The sequence below is a fragment of the Aeromicrobium sp. P2_G6 genome, from assembly GCF_056403535.1.
The window spans coordinates 484248-499929 of sequence record NZ_JBFUFH010000001.1 but is presented as its reverse complement, the minus strand read 5'-3'; the positions used below and the strand labels follow the sequence as shown (position 1 = coordinate 499929).

At 68.1% G+C, this 15682-nt stretch carries 14 protein-coding genes; 10 read left to right on the top strand and 4 right to left on the bottom strand.

From position 1 onward, the window contains the following. Positions 1-24: 24 nt before the first annotated feature. Complete coding sequence (gene araB, locus AC1DVU_RS02480) at positions 25-1701, bottom strand: ribulokinase (RefSeq protein WP_476920839.1); 1677 nt, start codon at positions 1699-1701, stop codon at positions 25-27. A gap of 145 nt (positions 1702-1846) precedes the next feature. Further along, positions 1847-2875: a LacI family DNA-binding transcriptional regulator gene (locus AC1DVU_RS02475; protein ID WP_476920838.1), complete on the bottom strand. Its 1029-nt coding sequence runs from the start codon at positions 2873-2875 to the stop codon at positions 1847-1849. A gap of 58 nt (positions 2876-2933) precedes the next feature. Here AC1DVU_RS02475 and AC1DVU_RS02470 point away from each other — a divergent pair, with 58 nt between their 5' ends. Then, positions 2934-4097 carry an MFS transporter gene (locus AC1DVU_RS02470; protein WP_476920837.1) on the top strand — a complete coding sequence of 388 codons (1164 nt, stop codon included), beginning with the start codon at positions 2934-2936 and terminating at the stop codon, positions 4095-4097. Between the two features lie 279 nt (positions 4098-4376). Here the strand turns inward: AC1DVU_RS02470 and AC1DVU_RS02465 are convergent, their stop codons facing one another. Continuing rightward, entirely contained in the window at positions 4377-5432 is a 1056-nt protein-coding gene (locus tag AC1DVU_RS02465) for a carbohydrate kinase family protein (protein ID WP_476920836.1), read from the bottom strand. A 130-nt stretch (positions 5433-5562) separates the two neighbouring features. On the opposite strand from AC1DVU_RS02465, the gene AC1DVU_RS02460 reads away from it, so the two are divergent. The 8 genes from AC1DVU_RS02460 (at position 5563) to AC1DVU_RS02425 (ending at position 13559) form a co-directional block, all read left to right on the top strand. Then, positions 5563-6906, top strand: a complete 1344-nt coding sequence (locus AC1DVU_RS02460; RefSeq protein ID WP_476920835.1) for a 6-phospho-beta-glucosidase — start codon at positions 5563-5565, stop codon at positions 6904-6906. Between the two features lie 70 nt (positions 6907-6976). Then, complete coding sequence (locus AC1DVU_RS02455) at positions 6977-7654, top strand: sortase (RefSeq protein ID WP_476920834.1); 678 nt, start codon at positions 6977-6979, stop codon at positions 7652-7654. 34 nt (positions 7655-7688) lie between these two features. Then, a complete protein-coding gene (gene pyrE, locus AC1DVU_RS02450) occupies positions 7689-8333 on the top strand; it encodes an orotate phosphoribosyltransferase (protein ID WP_476920833.1) in 645 nt (214 codons plus the stop codon). After that, positions 8330-8968: a TrmH family RNA methyltransferase gene (locus AC1DVU_RS02445; RefSeq protein ID WP_476920832.1), complete on the top strand. Its 639-nt coding sequence runs from the start codon at positions 8330-8332 to the stop codon at positions 8966-8968. The genes pyrE and AC1DVU_RS02445 overlap by 4 nt, the downstream gene beginning before the upstream one ends. Before the next feature lie 73 nt (positions 8969-9041). Next, positions 9042-9920, top strand: a complete 879-nt coding sequence (locus AC1DVU_RS02440; protein ID WP_476920831.1) for a bifunctional helix-turn-helix transcriptional regulator/GNAT family N-acetyltransferase — start codon at positions 9042-9044, stop codon at positions 9918-9920. Between the two features lie 10 nt (positions 9921-9930). Next, positions 9931-11292 carry an FAD-dependent oxidoreductase gene (locus AC1DVU_RS02435; protein ID WP_476920830.1) on the top strand — a complete coding sequence of 454 codons (1362 nt, stop codon included), beginning with the start codon at positions 9931-9933 and terminating at the stop codon, positions 11290-11292. 64 nt (positions 11293-11356) lie between these two features. Next, positions 11357-12382 carry a class II fructose-bisphosphate aldolase gene (fbaA, locus tag AC1DVU_RS02430; RefSeq protein WP_476921590.1) on the top strand — a complete coding sequence of 342 codons (1026 nt, stop codon included), beginning with the start codon at positions 11357-11359 and terminating at the stop codon, positions 12380-12382. Positions 12383-12566: 184 nt separating this feature from the next. Then, entirely contained in the window at positions 12567-13559 is a 993-nt protein-coding gene (locus AC1DVU_RS02425; protein WP_476920829.1) for a type IV toxin-antitoxin system AbiEi family antitoxin domain-containing protein, read from the top strand. A 100-nt stretch (positions 13560-13659) separates the two neighbouring features. On the opposite strand, the gene AC1DVU_RS02420 is transcribed toward AC1DVU_RS02425, so the two are convergent. Next, positions 13660-14085 (bottom strand): MarR family winged helix-turn-helix transcriptional regulator, encoded by a 426-nt coding sequence (locus AC1DVU_RS02420; protein ID WP_476920828.1) that lies wholly within the window; start codon positions 14083-14085, stop codon positions 13660-13662. Positions 14086-14170: 85 nt separating this feature from the next. On the opposite strand from AC1DVU_RS02420, the gene AC1DVU_RS02415 reads away from it, so the two are divergent. Further along, on the top strand, positions 14171-15667 hold the full coding sequence (locus AC1DVU_RS02415; protein ID WP_476920827.1) for an MFS transporter: 1497 nt from the start codon (positions 14171-14173) through the stop codon (positions 15665-15667). Positions 15668-15682 lie beyond the last annotated feature (15 nt).

Sequence of the window (15682 nt, the reverse complement as noted above, 5' to 3'; positions counted from 1 at the left end):
CCCCTGCGCGAGTCTGTGGGGTGTTCATGCGTGGACCTCGCGCCTGCGCGCCTTGAGGCGGTGCATGACGTCGTCGCCGCCGCGGCCGAAGTGGTCGTGGAGGGTCCGGTAGTCGTCGTAGAGCAGGTCGTACGCATGAGCGCGGTCCGGGTCAGGCTGGTAGCTGGCGCGGTTGACGCGTCCCATCGCCGCGGACGCCGCGTGCACGTCGGGGTAGGCCCCGGCCGCGACCGCCGCGTGGATCGCCGAACCGAGCGCGGGGCCCTGGTCCGAACCGATCGTGGACAGCGGGAGGTTGAGGACGTCGGCGTAGATCTGCATCAGCAGGGCGTTCTTCTGCAGGCCGCCGGCGACGACGACCTCGCGGACCGGGACGCCGGCCTCGTCGAACGTCTCGATGATGAGCCGCGTGCCGAAGGCCGTCGCCTCCAGGAGGGCGCGATAGATGTCCTCGGGGCGGGTCGCCAGGGTCAGTCCGACGATCAACCCGGACAGGTCGTGGTCGACCAGCACCGAGCGGTTGCCGCTGTGCCAGTCGAGGGCCAGCAGGCCGTGCTCGCCGACAGCCTGCTCGGCGGCGAGACTCGTGAGGTGCTCGTGCACCGTGAGCCCGGCCTCGTCGGCTGCCTGCTTGGTCGCGGCCGGCACCTGCTGGGTCGTGAACCACCCGAAGATGTCGCCGACGCCGCTCTGCCCGGCCTCGTAGCCCCACAGGCCGGGGGTGATGCCACCCTCGACGACGCCGCACATGCCGGGTACCTCGCGGAGCACGTCGCTGTTCATGACGTGGCATGTCGACGTGCCCATGATCAGCACCATCTGACCGGAGTCGATCGCCTGGGCCGCCGGTGCTGTGACGTGGGCGTCGACGTTGCCCGCCGCGACGGCGATACCGGCCGGGAGTCCGGTGACGGCCGCGGCACGCTCGGTCAGCGAGCCAACGCGGTCGCCGAGGGCCACCAGCGGGCGGTCGATCTTGTCGGTGACGAAGTCGGCGAAGTCGGGGTGGAGCTCGGCGAGGAAGTCGCGGCTCGGATAGGTGCCGTCCTGGAGGATCCCCTTGTAGCCGGCGCTGCAGGCGTTGCGGGTCAGGGTGCCGCAGAGCTGCCAGACGATCCAGTCGGCGGCCTCGACGAAGTGTGCCGTCCGGGCGTAGACCTCGGGTGCCTCCTCGAGCAGCTGGAGGCCCTTGGCGAACTCCCACTCCGAGGAGATGAGTCCGCCGTAGCGAGCGAGCCAGACCTCCGAGCGCTTGCGAGCCAGTTCATTGAGCCGATCGGCCTGGCCCTGGGCAGCGTGGTGGCGCCACAGCTTGACGTACGCGTGGGGTTCGCCTTCGAGCCCGGGCACCTCCGAGAGCGGGGTTCCGTCCTCGGTGGTCGGCACCATCGTGCACGCCGTGAAGTCCGTCGCGATGCCGATCACGTCAGCCGGCTCGACGCCAGCGTTCTTGAGAGCCTGCGGGATGGCGACCTGGAGGACGTCGAGATAGTCCGCTGCGACCTGCAGGGCCCAGTCCGGTCCCAGCGGCGTGCCGTCGGGGAGTGCGCGGTCGAGGACTCCGTGTGGATAGGGGTGAACTGCTGACCCCAGCTCCTCGCCGTCGGAGACCCGTACGATCAGGGCGCGGCCCGACTGGGTGCCGAAGTCGACGCCGACGACGACTGCGGTGTCGCCGGAATCGGGCGCATGCGTGTTCAAACGGGCCCCTCCTCCGGGCTATATGTGAGCGCTCACGTGAACGTTCACATCAGGGTAGTGTGCTTTGGATCACAAGCCACGTCAACCCCTCAACGGCACCAAATTTGGGGCGTTCAGGAGTGACACCCTGTGGCGTCTCAGGGGGTCATGCGGCAGGTGGCGGGGCGGTCGACTGGCGTACCACCAAGGTCGTTGGCACGAGGTCGACCGACGGCTCGCTCTCCCCGTCCAGCACCCGCGTCAGGACCTCCATGACTCGCTGCCCGAGCCTGGGGAAGTCCTGGCGCATGGTCGTCAACGGCGGCAGGAAGTAGCCGGCCTCAGGAAGATCGTCGAACCCGATGACGCTGACGTCCTCGGGGACCTGCCGGCCCGCTTCACGCAGGGCACGGAGCAGGCCGAGAGCCATCTGGTCGTTGCCGGCGAAGACGGCTGTGACGTCGGGTTCGCGGGCCAGGGACTTGCCGGTGCGATAGCCGCTCGCGGCGCTCCAGTCGCCTCCCCAGCGCAGCGGCGGGACCCGCCGGCCCTGGCTCTCCAGCTCGGTGCGCCAGCCGTCGCGCCGGGCGTGGGCCTCGGCCCAGCCGTTGGGCCCTGACAGGTGGATCACGGTCTCGTGTCCGAGCGACAGCAGATGCCGGGTCGCCAGGCGTCCGCCCTCGAAGTTGTCGAACCCTGCGGTCAACGGGGTCCTGGACATGTCGCCCTCGACCACGACGGTCGGGATGTCGAGGTCGAGCGAGTGCGCCTCACGCAGGATCGTCTCGTGCGGCACGATGACGACCATCGCCTCGACGACGCGCTCCTGCAGGTCGGTGACCGCGGCACGGAACGCCTCGCGGGACATCGACTCGACGTTGACCGTGGCCAGCCGGTACTCGGATTTGCGCGCAGCTGCCTCGAGCGCCAGCAGGACGTTGGCGGGTCCGAACTGGTCAGCTCCCCACGTCACCACGCCGACTGTCCGGGAGCGATGGGAAGCGAGCAGCCTGGCGGCCAGGTTGCGGCGGTAGCCCAGTTCCTCGACGGCCTTGAGCACCCGGTCGCGCGTCTCCGGGAGCACGCCGGGCATCCCGTTGATGACGCGGGAGACGGTCTGGTGTGAGACGCCCGCGTGCTTCGCGACGTCCGACATGCGAGGGACTCGATGGCCATCGTGTGACGTCGGAGTCATGCGGAGATGCTAGTTCACGGTCTGCGTGCACGACCCCGCGCGGCCCTACGATGTCGACGTGACGACCCTCAGGCGTACGCGGATCGCGGTGGCCGCCGGATTCTCCCTGCAGGGCCTCGTGTTCGCGGCGATCGTCACACAGGCTCCGCGGATCAAGGACAAGTTCGACATCGGCGACGGCGGCCTGACCGGGATCCTGGTGCTCGTCGCCGTGGTCTCCGGGGTTGGCAGCGTCATCGCCGGCATCGTCGCCGAGCGACGGACGAGTGCTGTGGCGTTCCGGCTGGCCCTGCTCACGATCGGGCTCGGTGCGCTGCTCGTCGGGGTGGCACCGACACTGCCGTTGGTCGTGGCCGCCTTCGTCGTCTATGGCCTCGGGGTCGGCGCGGTTGACGCTGGCATGAACATGCAGGGCGTTCGCGTGCAGCACGCGTACGGCCGCAGCGTCATGGCCAACTTCCACGGCATGTGGTCGATCGCGGGCATCGCCGGGGCGTTGTTCGGCGCTGGTGCTGCCGAGGTCGATCTGCCGCTGGCGATCTCGCTCGTGATCATCGCGGTCGTCACCTGGATCACCGTGGCGTTCGCCGCTCCGCACTTCATCGAGGTCAAGGAGCACGATCCGGGTCTCTCGGCCAAGGGCCTCGAGCTGCCGTGGCGGCCGATCCTGGTCTTCGGCCTCGTCATCCTGCTGTTCTACGCCGCGGACACCGGAATCCTGACGTGGAGCAGCGTCTACCTCGAGGACGCGCTCGACTCGACGAAGAGCGTCGCGCCACTGGCGTACGGGGCGTACGAGGCCGGCGCGCTGATCTCTCGGTTCGGCGGCGACTTCCTGGTTCGACGGGTCGGTGCCCCGAAGGTGGTCGCGATCGGTACGACCGTCGGCGTCGCAGGACTCGCGGTTGTCGTGTCGGCGGCCGCGCCCGCCATGGCGATCGGTGGGTTCTTCGTCACCGGGCTGGGTTTGGCGATCCTGGCTCCGCTGTCGTTCGCCGCACTGGCCGGTGCCGTACCGGCGAAGTCGCTCGACGTCGCGATTGCCCGGATGAACATCGCGAACTATCTCGGCGCGATTCTGGGCGGCGGGTTGATCGGGGCGGCGGCGTCTGCGGACCACCTGCGGTGGGCGTTCGTCATCCCGCTCGTGCTGATCCCGGTGGTGCTGGTGTTCGCGCGATCGTTCCGGAGTGCGGATGTGTCGGTCATCGACGCGGTTTAGGCCCTTCCCGCGCGGGTCTTTCGGCTCGCGAGGTCTCGATTAGCTGACGCCTTCGGCGTGCTTCGACTCGACCTGCCCAAAGCGCTCGCAGGGCTCGCTCGGCTTTGGACATAAGTCGCCCCACCGTTCTCGGGGGGTGAAACGGTGGGGCGACAACAGGCGCCAACAGCTTTTACGCGGATTGACCCTGCAGAGATGATGTTACGCCAGCAAGACAAGCGTGTAGAGGTTTTGCACGAAATATCAACAATTCTTTGCCCCGGGTGTTTCAGGCCGTTGTCACGACGGTTCGATCGGCGGCGTGAACACGGGCGCGGTGAACCCGATCGTCGCCACGGCGCGTGACACCGGCCGTTGCTCCTTGTCCGAGAGAGCATCCTCGAGGAACTCGTAGTCGTCGGCGAAGGGCTTCTCGGACCTGGCGGCGGCCCACCACTGCGCAATGTCGATCCAGCCCGGCGACGCGAGTGCGCCGCCGAATCCGCGTACGGACAAGGCGGCGCACAGGTTCGCGAACCGCAGCCGATGCAGCAGCGACCAGCCGGCGAGCTCGCCGGCCATCAGCCCGGCGAGGAACACGTCGCCCGCTCCGGTGGAATCCAGCGCCTCGACCGGTATGCACGAGACCCTGGCGGTCTCGCCGGTACGGGCGTCCGAGGCGAAGGCGCCACCACCGCCGGCGGTGACCACGGCGAGCGGCACCCAGTCGCGTAGCTCCTCGATGGCGTCACCAGGGCTGCTGGTCTGGGTGTAGGCCATGGCCTCGGCGGCATTGGGGACGAATGCGTGGCACCCAGCCAGCCGCTCCCGCAGCGCGCCGCTGTCCCATCGCTCGGTGGCGTCCCAGCCGACGTCGGCGAAGATCTTCGTACCCTTCGCGATCATCGCGTCGATCCATGACGCGCGTTCGACACCCAGGTCCGCGAACGCCAGGCGAGTCAGGGGCACGTCGCCGAGCAGCTCCTCTGCCGGGATGGGTGGCGGGTGCTCGTGGGTCACCATGGCCCGGTCGTCGTCGAAGGCCAGCGACACCGTGACCGGCGAGTGCCACTCGGGGAACCGTCGTGAATGGCTGAGGTCGATGTTCTCGGCCTCCGACAGCTCCTTCCAGCAGTAGTCGCCATACGCATCGCCCCCGAACGCCGCCGACAGCGTCGTGGAGAGGTCGAGACGCGAGCACGCGACGGCGAGGTTCGCGACACCGCCGGGGCTCGAGCCCATGCCGTCGGTCCAGATCTCGTGTCCGCCAGAGGGTGCTCGGAGCATGCCGGTGAAGATGATGTCGAGGAAGACTCTTCCTGCGACGAACACGTCACTGGGCTCCTCGGTGTCCACCGACTCGTCCTTTCTGTATGCATGGGGGCTGCGCGACCCTACGGTGATTCGTAGTCTCACGCAGGTGAGCGGTTTTGGCACCCACAGGACTGAACGTGATCACGTCGACGAGAGGTGAGGGGCTGAACGCATGCAACTGACGGTGCTGGGCGGTGGCGGCTTTCGCGTGCCCCTGGTCTATCGCGCGCTGCTGAGCGACGACTCGGACTCGCGTGTCCATGAGCTCGTGCTGCACGACCTGGACCCGGCGCGGCTCCGCCGGGTGAGCGAGGTGCTCGCGAGGCTCGAGGCCTTGGCCGGAGTCGCCGGCCCGACCCTGCGTCTCGAGACCGATCTCGCCGAGGCCGTGAGGGGCGCTGATTTCGTGTTCTCGGCGATCCGCGTGGGTGGCCTGGAGGGCCGGGTCTGTGACGAGCGCTCCGCCCTGGCCGAAGGTGTCCTCGGTCAGGAGACGACCGGGGCCGGCGGCATCTGTTACGGCCTGCGGACGGTCCCGGTAGCGATGGAGATCGCTCGCACGGTCAAGGAGTGTGCCCCCGAGGCGTACGTCATCAACTTCACGAACCCCGCGGGGATGGTCACCGAGGCGATGGCCACGATCCTCGGCGACCGCGTCATCGGCATCTGTGACTCGCCGGTCGGGTTGTTCAAGCGCGTGGCGCGAGCGCTGGACGTCGACCGGTCGCGCGCGGTCTTCGACTACGCCGGACTCAATCATCTCGGGTGGCTCCGGCGGGTGCTGGTCGACGGGGTGGACGTGCTGCCGCGGCTGCTCGCGGACTCAAACACGCTGTTGACGGTCGAAGAGGGTCGACTGTTCGGGGCGCCTTGGCTGCAGAGCATCGGCGCCGTGCCGAACGAGTACCTCTGGTACTGGTACTTCACGAAGGAGGCGATCGCCGGCATCGCGGCGGCGAAGGAGACCCGCGGCGAGTTCCTGCTCCGTCAGCAGGCTGCCTTCTACGCCGGTGCCGACCGAGCGGGTGATGCGTACGAGTCCTGGGAGCGCACGCGCCGCGACCGCGAGGAGTCCTACATGGCCGACAGCCGCGAGGCGAGTGGCGCCGGCGACCGGGACGAGGACGATCTCGATGGCGGCGGCTACGACCGCGTGGCCCTCGAGCTGATGCACGCGATCGCCCGCGACGACCCGACGACGCTCGTCCTCAACGTGCGCAACGGCCACACGCTGCCGGGCCTCGACGCCGAAGCGGTGATCGAGGTGCCCTGCGTCGTCGACGCCAACGGTCCAAGGGCGCTCCCGCTCGACCCGCTGGCTCCGCACGCCGCTTCCCTCGTCAGCGCCGTCAAGGACGTGGAGCGCACAGCGATCGAGGCCTCGACAACCGGCTCACGTGAGCTGGCGGTGAGGGCCTTGGCGCTGCACCCGCTGGTCGACTCGGTCACGACCGCGCGCCGCATCCTCGACCGCCAGCTGCGCGACGTACCGGACCTCGCGAGGGTCTTCGGCTGACCGCGGCCCGGCGCGGCGATTTTGCTGCTTGCGGGTCAACCGTGACAGCCGGGATGACACAATTCTCCTCATGGCCGCAACGATCGCTCCGCAACGCCCCCGCAGGACGCCCCGGCGTCGCGTCGCCACGGCGATCGGCGTCATCTTCCTGCTCGCGGGGCTCGGCGTCATCGGCTACTTCGCGTGGGAGTACTTCGGCACCAACATCGTCGCCAAGCACCGCCAGGCGGCGATCAAGAAGGCGACACTGCGGCAGTGGGACAAGGGCGTCGACGGTGACGCGATCGCGATGCTGCGGGTCAAGCGCTTCGGCGACAAGTACGAGGTGCCGATCGTCAAGGGCTTCGACAAGGGCGCCCTCGCGCGCGGTGTGGGCTGGGACCCCGACGGCGCGAAGCCGGGTGAGATCGGCAACTTCGCCATCGCCGGCCACCGAGTCACCCACGGTGAGCCGTTCAGCAAGTTCCCGAAGCTCAAGAAGGGCGACAAGATCGTGGTGGAGACCCGCCGCGACATCTTCACCTACCGGCTCCGCAACTCCGGCACCTCGATCACCGTGACGTTCGAGACGCCGTGGCCGCTCTGGCGAGTCCCGGAGCCCGACGGCCGTCACAAGAAGCCGACCGAGCGACTCCTCACGATGGTCACGTGCTCAGAGCTGTTCCACACGAACAATCGCAGCGTCGTGATCGGCGAGCTCATCTCGACGTACGACAAGAAGGAAGACACGACCACGACCAACGGCTGAGTCCGGCCCGCGACGTGGGCCCTAGGCTGCTGCCATGCATGACTACCAGCGTGAGTTCATCGAGTTCTCCCTCGAGCACGAGGTCCTCCGGTTCGGCGAGTTCACGCTCAAGTCGGGGCGTACGTCGCCGTACTTCTTCAACGCCGGCCTGTTCAACACCGGCGCCCGGCTCGCGGCGCTCGGCCGTTTCTATGCGGCCGCGATCGATCGCAGCGACGTGGAGTTCGACGTCCTGCTCGGGCCCGCATACAAGGGCATTCCCATCGCATCGGCGACGGCGGTCCAGCTGTCCGAGCAGCTCGGCCGCGACGTGCCGTGGTGCTTCAACCGCAAGGAGCCCAAGGACCACGGTGAGGGCGGCCTGATCGTCGGCTCGCCGCTCGAGGGGCGGGTGCTGATCATCGACGACGTGATCACAGCCGGCACCGCGATCCGTGAGGTCATGGACATCGTCAACGGTGCCGGCGCCGAGGTCGCGGGCGTCATGGTCGCGGTCGATCGCCAGGAGCGTGGCAAGGGTGAGCTGTCCGCGATCCAGGAGGTCGAGCGGGACTTCGGTGTCCCCGTCGTCTCGATCATCGACTTCGGCCAGATCGTCCAGTATGTCGAGGAGTCCGGCCGGCATGCCGAGCACCTCGACGCGATCCGGGCCTACCGCGACGAGTTCGGGATCGCATGACCGAGCGCGAGCGCGAGCTGGAGGTCGATATCGGCGTCGGGCCGTGGGAGGGCGACTGGCCCGTCGGCGACCACTACGACGAGGAGTTCCTGCGCGAGGGCGACCGTCGCAATGTCGTCGACCGCTATCGCTACTGGACGCTCGAGGCGATCGTCGCCGACCTCGACCTGCACCGGCACCCCCTGCACGTCGCGATCGAGAACTGGCAGCACGACTTCAACATCGGGTCGATCGTCCGCACGGCCAATGCCTTCGCTGTCGCCGAGGTGCACATCGTCGGCAAGAAGCGCTGGAACCGTCGCGGCGCGATGGTGACGGACCGCTATCAGCACGTACGGCATCACGGGTCGATCGCTGAGCTTGCCGAGTGGGCAGCTGCGTCGGGGCTCGCCGTGATCGGGATCGACAACGTGCACGACTCGGTGCCGATCGAGACCGCAGAGCTGCCGCGGGACTGCTTGTTGGTGTTCGGCCAAGAGGGCCCAGGGCTCACCGACGAGGCGCGGGAAGCCTGCGAACGTACGCTCTCGATCGCGCAGTTCGGCTCGACCCGGTCGATCAATGCCGGCGCTGCGGCCGCGATCGCGATGCACACGTGGATCCGCCAGCACGCCGACCTGGAGGACGGTTCCTAGGCGCGGAGCGCCGGGAAGAAGCGCAGCGACTGAGGGATTGACGTCTTCGATTATCTCTGACTAAAGTCAGAGAATGCCCGATGATCCCGTGGCGACGCTTCGCCGGTTCAACCGTTCGTGGTCGCAGCGCGTGGGCGTGCTCGACGAGTCCTTCCTCGGCTCAGGTCGACCGCTCGGGCCGTCACGCCTGCTGTTCGAGCTACGAGGCGGAGGCAGCAGCGTGCGCGAGCTGAGGGAGCGGATGGACCTCGACTCCGGCTATCTCAGCCGCTTGTTGCGTCAGCTCGAGGGCGAGGGACTCATCTCCGTCTCGCCCGATCCCGCCGATGCCCGGCGCCGGATCGCGACCCTCACCCAGCGCGGGGTTGCCGCCCAGCAGGACCTCGACGACCGGTCCGACGCCCTGGCTCACGGGCTCGTCGATGCGCTGTCCGAGCGTCAGCGCGTACGCCTTGCCGACTGCCTGGACCAGGCCGACCGCCTGGTTCGCGCGGCAACGGTCTCGCTGGACCTCGTCGACCCGGCGTCCGAGCACGCGCGGACGGCAGTCGCGGCGTACTTCCGCGAGCTGGACGAGACGTTCGAGGGCGGGTTCGACGTGGCCGCCGGCTCTGCTGACGAGCAGACCCTGGGTGGAGCGACCGGTCGGTTCCTGGTCGCGGTCAGCGGTGGCGTCGTCGTGGGATGCGGCGGCCTGCAGTCCTTGAGCGACGACATCGGCGAGATCAAGCGCATGTGGGTCCACCGGGACTGGCGCGGCCTGGGCCTTGCCGGCCGGCTCCTGCGCCGGCTCGAGGAAGAGTCCGCCGCGCTCGGCCACCGGGTCGTACGCCTCGACACCAACAGCTCGTTGGCCGACGCAATGGCGATGTATCGAGCAGCGGGCTACGTCGAGATCCCGCGCTACAACGACAATCCCTACCCCGACCACTGGTTTGAGAAATCGCTCTAGGCTTTGAGACATGAGCTCGCGTGTCGTCGTCATCGGAGGGGATGCGGCCGGCATGACCGCGGCGTCGGCGCTGCGTCGCAAGCTGCCGGAGGACGACGAGGTCGTCGTGCTGGAGCGCGGCAGTTGGACGTCGTACTCCGCCTGCGGCATCCCCTACTGGATCTCCGGTGAGGTCGGGTCGGCCGAGGCGCTCGTCGCGCGCAGCTTGAAGGACCACCTCGCGAACGGCATCGATGTCCGGATGGGCGTCGAGGCCACGGCGATCGACCCCGAGGCGCGCACGGTGTCGATCCGGGGTGGGAACGACCTGGCGTACGACCGGCTCGTCATCGCGACGGGTGCCGACCCGGTACGCCCCGACCTTCCCGGGATCGACGGCGCCGGGATCTACGGCGTGCAGACGCTCGACGACGGACAGGCGCTGATCGACGGGCTCGCGGAGAAGCCGAGCAAGGTCGTGGTCGTCGGGTCCGGATACGTCGGCCTCGAGATCGCCGAGGCCTGCGTGGCCCGCGGCTTCGACACGACAGTCATCGATCGCTCGAAGGCCCCGCTGTCGATCATCGAGCCGCAGCTGGGTGAGCAGATCGCCGCCGCGATGCGCAAGCACGGCATCCGACTGCTCAGCGACACCGCCGTCACAGGCTTCACGCTCGACGACGCGGGCCGAGTCAGCGCGGTGACCACCAAGGACGAGTCGATCGACGCCGACCTCGTCGTCCTCGGGCTCGGCGTCACCGCCCGGTCCGGCATTGCAGCTGACGCGGGCCTGCCGACCAGCGCCAAGGGCGGGATCGTCGTCGACGAGCACCAGCGAGTGGTCGGATTCGACGACATCTGGGCGGCCGGCGACTGCGTCGTGACCAAGGACCGGGTCACCGGTGAGCTGATCCACATCCCGCTCGGCACCCATGCCAACAAGCAGGGCATGGTCGCCGCCGACAGCATCGCGGCCGAGATGCTGGGCGGCGAGGCGAAGCTCAGCTTCCCCGGCGTCGTACGAACGGCGATCACCAAGTTCTGTGCCCTCGAGATCTCACGCACGGGACTGGGGGAGCGGCAGGCGAAGCACGCCGGGTTCGACCCTGTGACGGTCAGCATCGAGACGACCAACTTCGCCGGCTACATGCCCGATCCCGACAAGATGACCGTCGTGCTGGTCGCCGACCGGTCGACGCGGCGTCTGCTGGGCGCGCAGATCGTCGGGGGTGAGGACTCCGCCCTGCGGATCGACGTCGCGGCGACCGCACTCGCCGCCGGGCTGACGATCGACGACGTCGTGATGCTCGACCTGGCGTACGCCCCGCCGTTCTCGTCGGTGTGGAGCCCGATCCAGGTCGCCGCCCGCGCTGCGGTCAAGGCGCTGGGGTGACTCGCCAGTAGTAGGACGGACTGGGATACTGGACTCCGCACCCCCCTCGCCAGCCACTCAGGAGATTCGCATGCCCGTCGCCACACCCGAGGTCTACGCCGAGATGCTCGACAAGGCCAAGCGCGAGTCCTTCGCCTACCCGGCCATCAACGTCTCCTCCTCGCAGACGCTCAACGCAGCCCTCGCCGGTTTCGCCGAGGCCGAGAGCGACGGCATCATCCAGGTCTCGACCGGCGGCGCGGAGTACTTCTCCGGCCCGACCGTCAAGAACATGGTCACCGGCTCGCTGGCGTTCGCCGCGTTCGCCGAAGAGGTCGCCAAGAACTACCCGGTCAACGTCGCCCTGCACACCGACCACTGCCCCAAGGACAAGCTCGACGGCTTCGTCCGCCCGCTGATCTCGGCGTCGGAGGAGCGGGTCAAGTCCGGCGGACTGCCCTACTTCCAGTCGCACATGTGGGACGGCTCGGCCGTGCCGCTCGACGAGAACCTCGAGATCGCCCAGGAGCTCCTGGCGCGCTGCCACGCGGCGGGCATCGTTCTCGAGGTCGAGATCGGTGTCGTCGGCGGTGAAGAGGACGGCGTCGTCGGTGCGATCGACGACAAGCTCTACTCCACGCCCGAGGACGCCCTCGCCACCGCCGAAGCCCTCGGTCTCGGCGAGAACGGTCGCTACCTGACCGCGCTGACGTTCGGCAACGTCCACGGTGTCTACAAGCCCGGTGGCGTCAAGCTCCGCCCCGAGGTGCTGGAGACCGCGCAGCAGGTCGTCGGCGAGAAGTACGGCAAGGACCACCCGTTCGACCTGGTCTTCCACGGCGGATCCGGCTCGCTGCCCGAGGAGATCTCGGCGGCGGTCGACTACGGCGTCGTCAAGATGAACGTCGACACCGACACGCAGTACGCCTTCACGCGCCCCGTCGTCGGTCACATGTTCAGCAACTACGACGGTGTCCTCAAGATCGACGGCGAGGTCGGCAACAAGAAGGCGTACGACCCGCGTGCCTGGGGCAAGGCCGCCGAGGCCGGCATGGCCGCGCGCGTCGCCGAGGCCTGCGCCAACCTCCGGAGCGCCGGCACCAAGCTCTGAGTCTGCTTGGGTGGCGGTTTACCAGGAGAACCTGGTAAACCGCCACTTCTGCATGCAAATTTGCGCGGAGAAGTGGTGCGTTTCCTGAAGAAGTGCCGTCCACAGCGCGAAAGGTGTTGTCGGCTGTCCACATACCGTCTCGACACCGATGGCTCGGAGGGACGGTGTCGCGAACCCTCGTGGCATGGAGGATGTCTTCTTGGCGCTGGCCGCCCGTCGTGGGGGATACGTATTCCGGCACGACCTCATCGAATATGGCCTCAGGGATCGAGACATTCGTGCGGCGGTCCGGGCCGGGCTTCTGACGCGGCTGCGTCATGGCACGTACGCGCCGACGTCGGTTGTTGCCCCGCTCAGCCCTGAAGCCAAGCACGTCCTGATCGCATACTCGATCGTGGACAAGCTCGGCCCTGGCGTGGCGCTCAGTCACCAGTCGGCCGCTCTCGTTCACACGCCGCAGTCGTTCGGGATCGACCTCGACGTCATCCACGTGACCCAGCTCAATGGTCGACACGGCCGCGCGGAGGCCGGCGTCGTCTTCCATGTCGGTGACACCAGCGAGGACGACCTGGTCGAGATCGATGGCCGGTTGGTGGTGGCCCCGGCGCGTGCTGCGTTCGAATCGGCGTGCAGATCTTCGACTGAGTCTGGGATGGTGACGATGAGCGCGATGCTGCATGACGGAAGGTTTGTGCGGGAGGAGCTCGAGGAGCTGGGGGCGACCCACGAGAGGTGGCCTGGAGGACGAAACGCGCGGCTGGCGATCAGGCTCGCCGATGGCCGCTGCGAGTCGGTCGGCGAGTCGAGGTCGCTCTTCATGTTCTGGCGAGAAGGGGTCCCGAGGCCGGAGATGCAGGTCGTGATTCGCACGGAGGACGGACGAGAAGTCGCGCGCACTGACTTCGCCTGGCTTCTCTATCGCCACATCGGAGAGTTCGACGGCTTGTTCAAGTACGGTCGCCTCAACTCGTACGCCAGCGACCCGGGGCGTGCCATCACGGACGAGAAGAAGCGCGAAGATCTTGTTCGCTCTCTGATGCTCGGCATGTCGCGTTGGACGTGGGCAGGCCTGGATGAGAAGCGCCGTAGCGCGACCGCGCGCAACATCCTGCAAGGCCTCGAGCAGTCCAAGCGGCTCTACACGCGCAATGCGACGTACATACCGCTTTTCGCGTGAACTTCACCGGGAAAGCCGCCACTTCTCCAGGCGAATCTGCCCGGAGAAGTGGCGGTTTACCACGTTCTCCTGGGAAACCGTCGGCGCTCGTGAGCTTGGGTCAGCGGTCGGCGGGCAGGAGCACGCCGGCCGCGAGCTGGGTGCAGTCGCCGGCTTCCTCGCGGAGGATCTTGCGGTGCGTCGGACGGGCCGCCTCATAGCGCTCCCGACCTGCCGCAGTGATCTCGGTCCACTGCGCCCGGCGATCGTCCGCGCACGTGTTGCGGCACACGAGTCCGTCATTCTCCAGACGGCTCACGAGGCGTGACAGCGCACTCTGGCTCAGATGAGCCTGCTCGCCGAGGACCGACATGCGTACCTTGCCGTCGGGCTTGGCGTTGTGCAGCAGCTGCAGGACCTCGAACTCGCTCGAGGTCAGATCGTGCTGCGCGCCGAGCTCGCGATCGAGCCGGCAGGTCAGCTGGTTGTAGCGACCCATCAGCTCATGCCAGGACTCGGCGAGCTTCTCATCTGACACCTTCGACACGTGTGAAGCATATCACCGCGTGTGCATAAGATGTTCTTGCATTAGTTGCTTGCGCATTAGATGCAAGTGCATAAGACTGGCTGACATGACCTCAGTCCTCACAGGCACCAAGCCTGACTCCACACCTCTGCACGTCACCGAGGGTTCCGGGTGGTCCAGCCGCACCTGGGTGTTGCTCGTCGTCCTCGCCGGCGCCCTGTTCCTCGACGGCCTCGACATCTCGATGGTGGGCGTGGCCCTCCCGTCGATCGGCGAAGACCTCGACATGACGCCGGCGGCCCTGCAATGGATCGTCTCGGGGTACGTCCTCGGCTACGGCGGGCTGCTCCTGCTCGGCGGCCGGTCGGCCGACCTGCTCGGGCGCCGGTCGGTGTTCCTCTTCGCCGTTGGCGCGTTCGGCATCGCCTCAGTCGCGAGCGCGTTCCTCAGCAACGACCTGGCGCTGATCGCGTTGCGCTTCGTCAAGGGCGTCGCCGCGGCGTTCACCGTGCCCGCCGGCCTGTCGATCATCACGACGACGTTCGCCGAAGGGTCGGCCCGCAACCGGGCGCTCAGCATCTACACGGTCTGCGGCGCGAGCGGCTTCTCGATGGGCCTCGTCTTCGGTGGTCTCCTCACCGAGCTCGGCTGGCGCATGACGTTCCTGCTGCCCGGCCCGGCGGCCCTGCTGCTGCTGTTCGCCGGCCTCAAGGTAGTCCCGCGCTCGGAGCGCCAGAGCTCGTCGCTCAAGCACTTCGACCTGCTCGGCGCGTTCACCAGCACGGCCTCGCTGCTGATCCTGGTCTACGCGGTCGTCGAGGCGCCGACGCGTGGCTGGACGAGCGTCGGCACGCTGGGCCTCCTGGCCATCAGCGCCCTGCTCGCCGCCGCCTTCGTCGCGGTGGAGCTCCGCCACGACCACCCGCTCGTACGCCTGGGGATCCTGCGCTCGGCCAGCGTGGTGCACGCCAACCTGGCCGGCGCCGTGATGTTCGGCGCGTACGTGTCGTTCCAGTTCGTCGTGACGCTCTACCTCCAGAACGCACTCGGCTGGTCTCCGCTGGCGATGGCGCTCGGCTTCCTGCCGGCAGGCATCCTGGTCGTCGCGAGCGTCGTCAAGATGGGCTCGGTCCTCCAGCGCTTCGACACGCGCCTGGTGATCGCCGCCGGTCTCGCGTCGTTCACCCTCGGGTACGCCTTGTTCCTCCGGGTCAGCCCCGGCATGGCGTACGCGAACTTCCTGCTGCCGACGATGCTGCTCCTGGGGCTCGGCTTCGCGCTGTGCTTCCCGTCGATCAACGCGCAGGCCACCGCCGGAGTGGCGGACCACGAGCAAGGCCTGGCCTCCGGGCTGGTCAACACCAGCCTCCAGATCGGTGGCGCGGTGATGCTCGCGGTGATCTCCGCCGTGATCGGTGCGGGTGACGGCGTCGCGAAGCCTGATACCCTGCTGCCCGGCATGACGACGGCGATCCAGGTCATCGTCGGCCTGACCGTGGTCGGCATGGTCAGCACGCTCGCGGTGGTCGGTTTCCGCCGCCCGGTGCCGGAGCTCGCGCCCGCCGTGATCGACCGCGAGCTGGAGGACTGCGTCGCGTGTTGAGCCCAGGCCGTAGGG

Coding starts and splice junctions, on each gene's coding strand:
- AC1DVU_RS02435 (WP_476920830.1), top strand. CDS start 9,931: ATGAGCTCGCGTGTCGTCGTCATCGGAGGGGATGCGGCCGGCATGACC.
- AC1DVU_RS02460 (WP_476920835.1), top strand. CDS start 5,563: ATGCAACTGACGGTGCTGGGCGGTGGCGGCTTTCGCGTGCCCCTGGTC.
- pyrE (WP_476920833.1), top strand. CDS start 7,689: ATGCATGACTACCAGCGTGAGTTCATCGAGTTCTCCCTCGAGCACGAG.
- AC1DVU_RS02475 (WP_476920838.1), bottom strand. CDS start 2,875: ATGACTCCGACGTCACACGATGGCCATCGAGTCCCTCGCATGTCGGAC.
- AC1DVU_RS02440 (WP_476920831.1), top strand. CDS start 9,042: ATGCCCGATGATCCCGTGGCGACGCTTCGCCGGTTCAACCGTTCGTGG.
- AC1DVU_RS02425 (WP_476920829.1), top strand. CDS start 12,567: ATGGAGGATGTCTTCTTGGCGCTGGCCGCCCGTCGTGGGGGATACGTA.
- AC1DVU_RS02445 (WP_476920832.1), top strand. CDS start 8,330: ATGACCGAGCGCGAGCGCGAGCTGGAGGTCGATATCGGCGTCGGGCCG.
- AC1DVU_RS02415 (WP_476920827.1), top strand. CDS start 14,171: ATGACCTCAGTCCTCACAGGCACCAAGCCTGACTCCACACCTCTGCAC.
- AC1DVU_RS02455 (WP_476920834.1), top strand. CDS start 6,977: ATGGCCGCAACGATCGCTCCGCAACGCCCCCGCAGGACGCCCCGGCGT.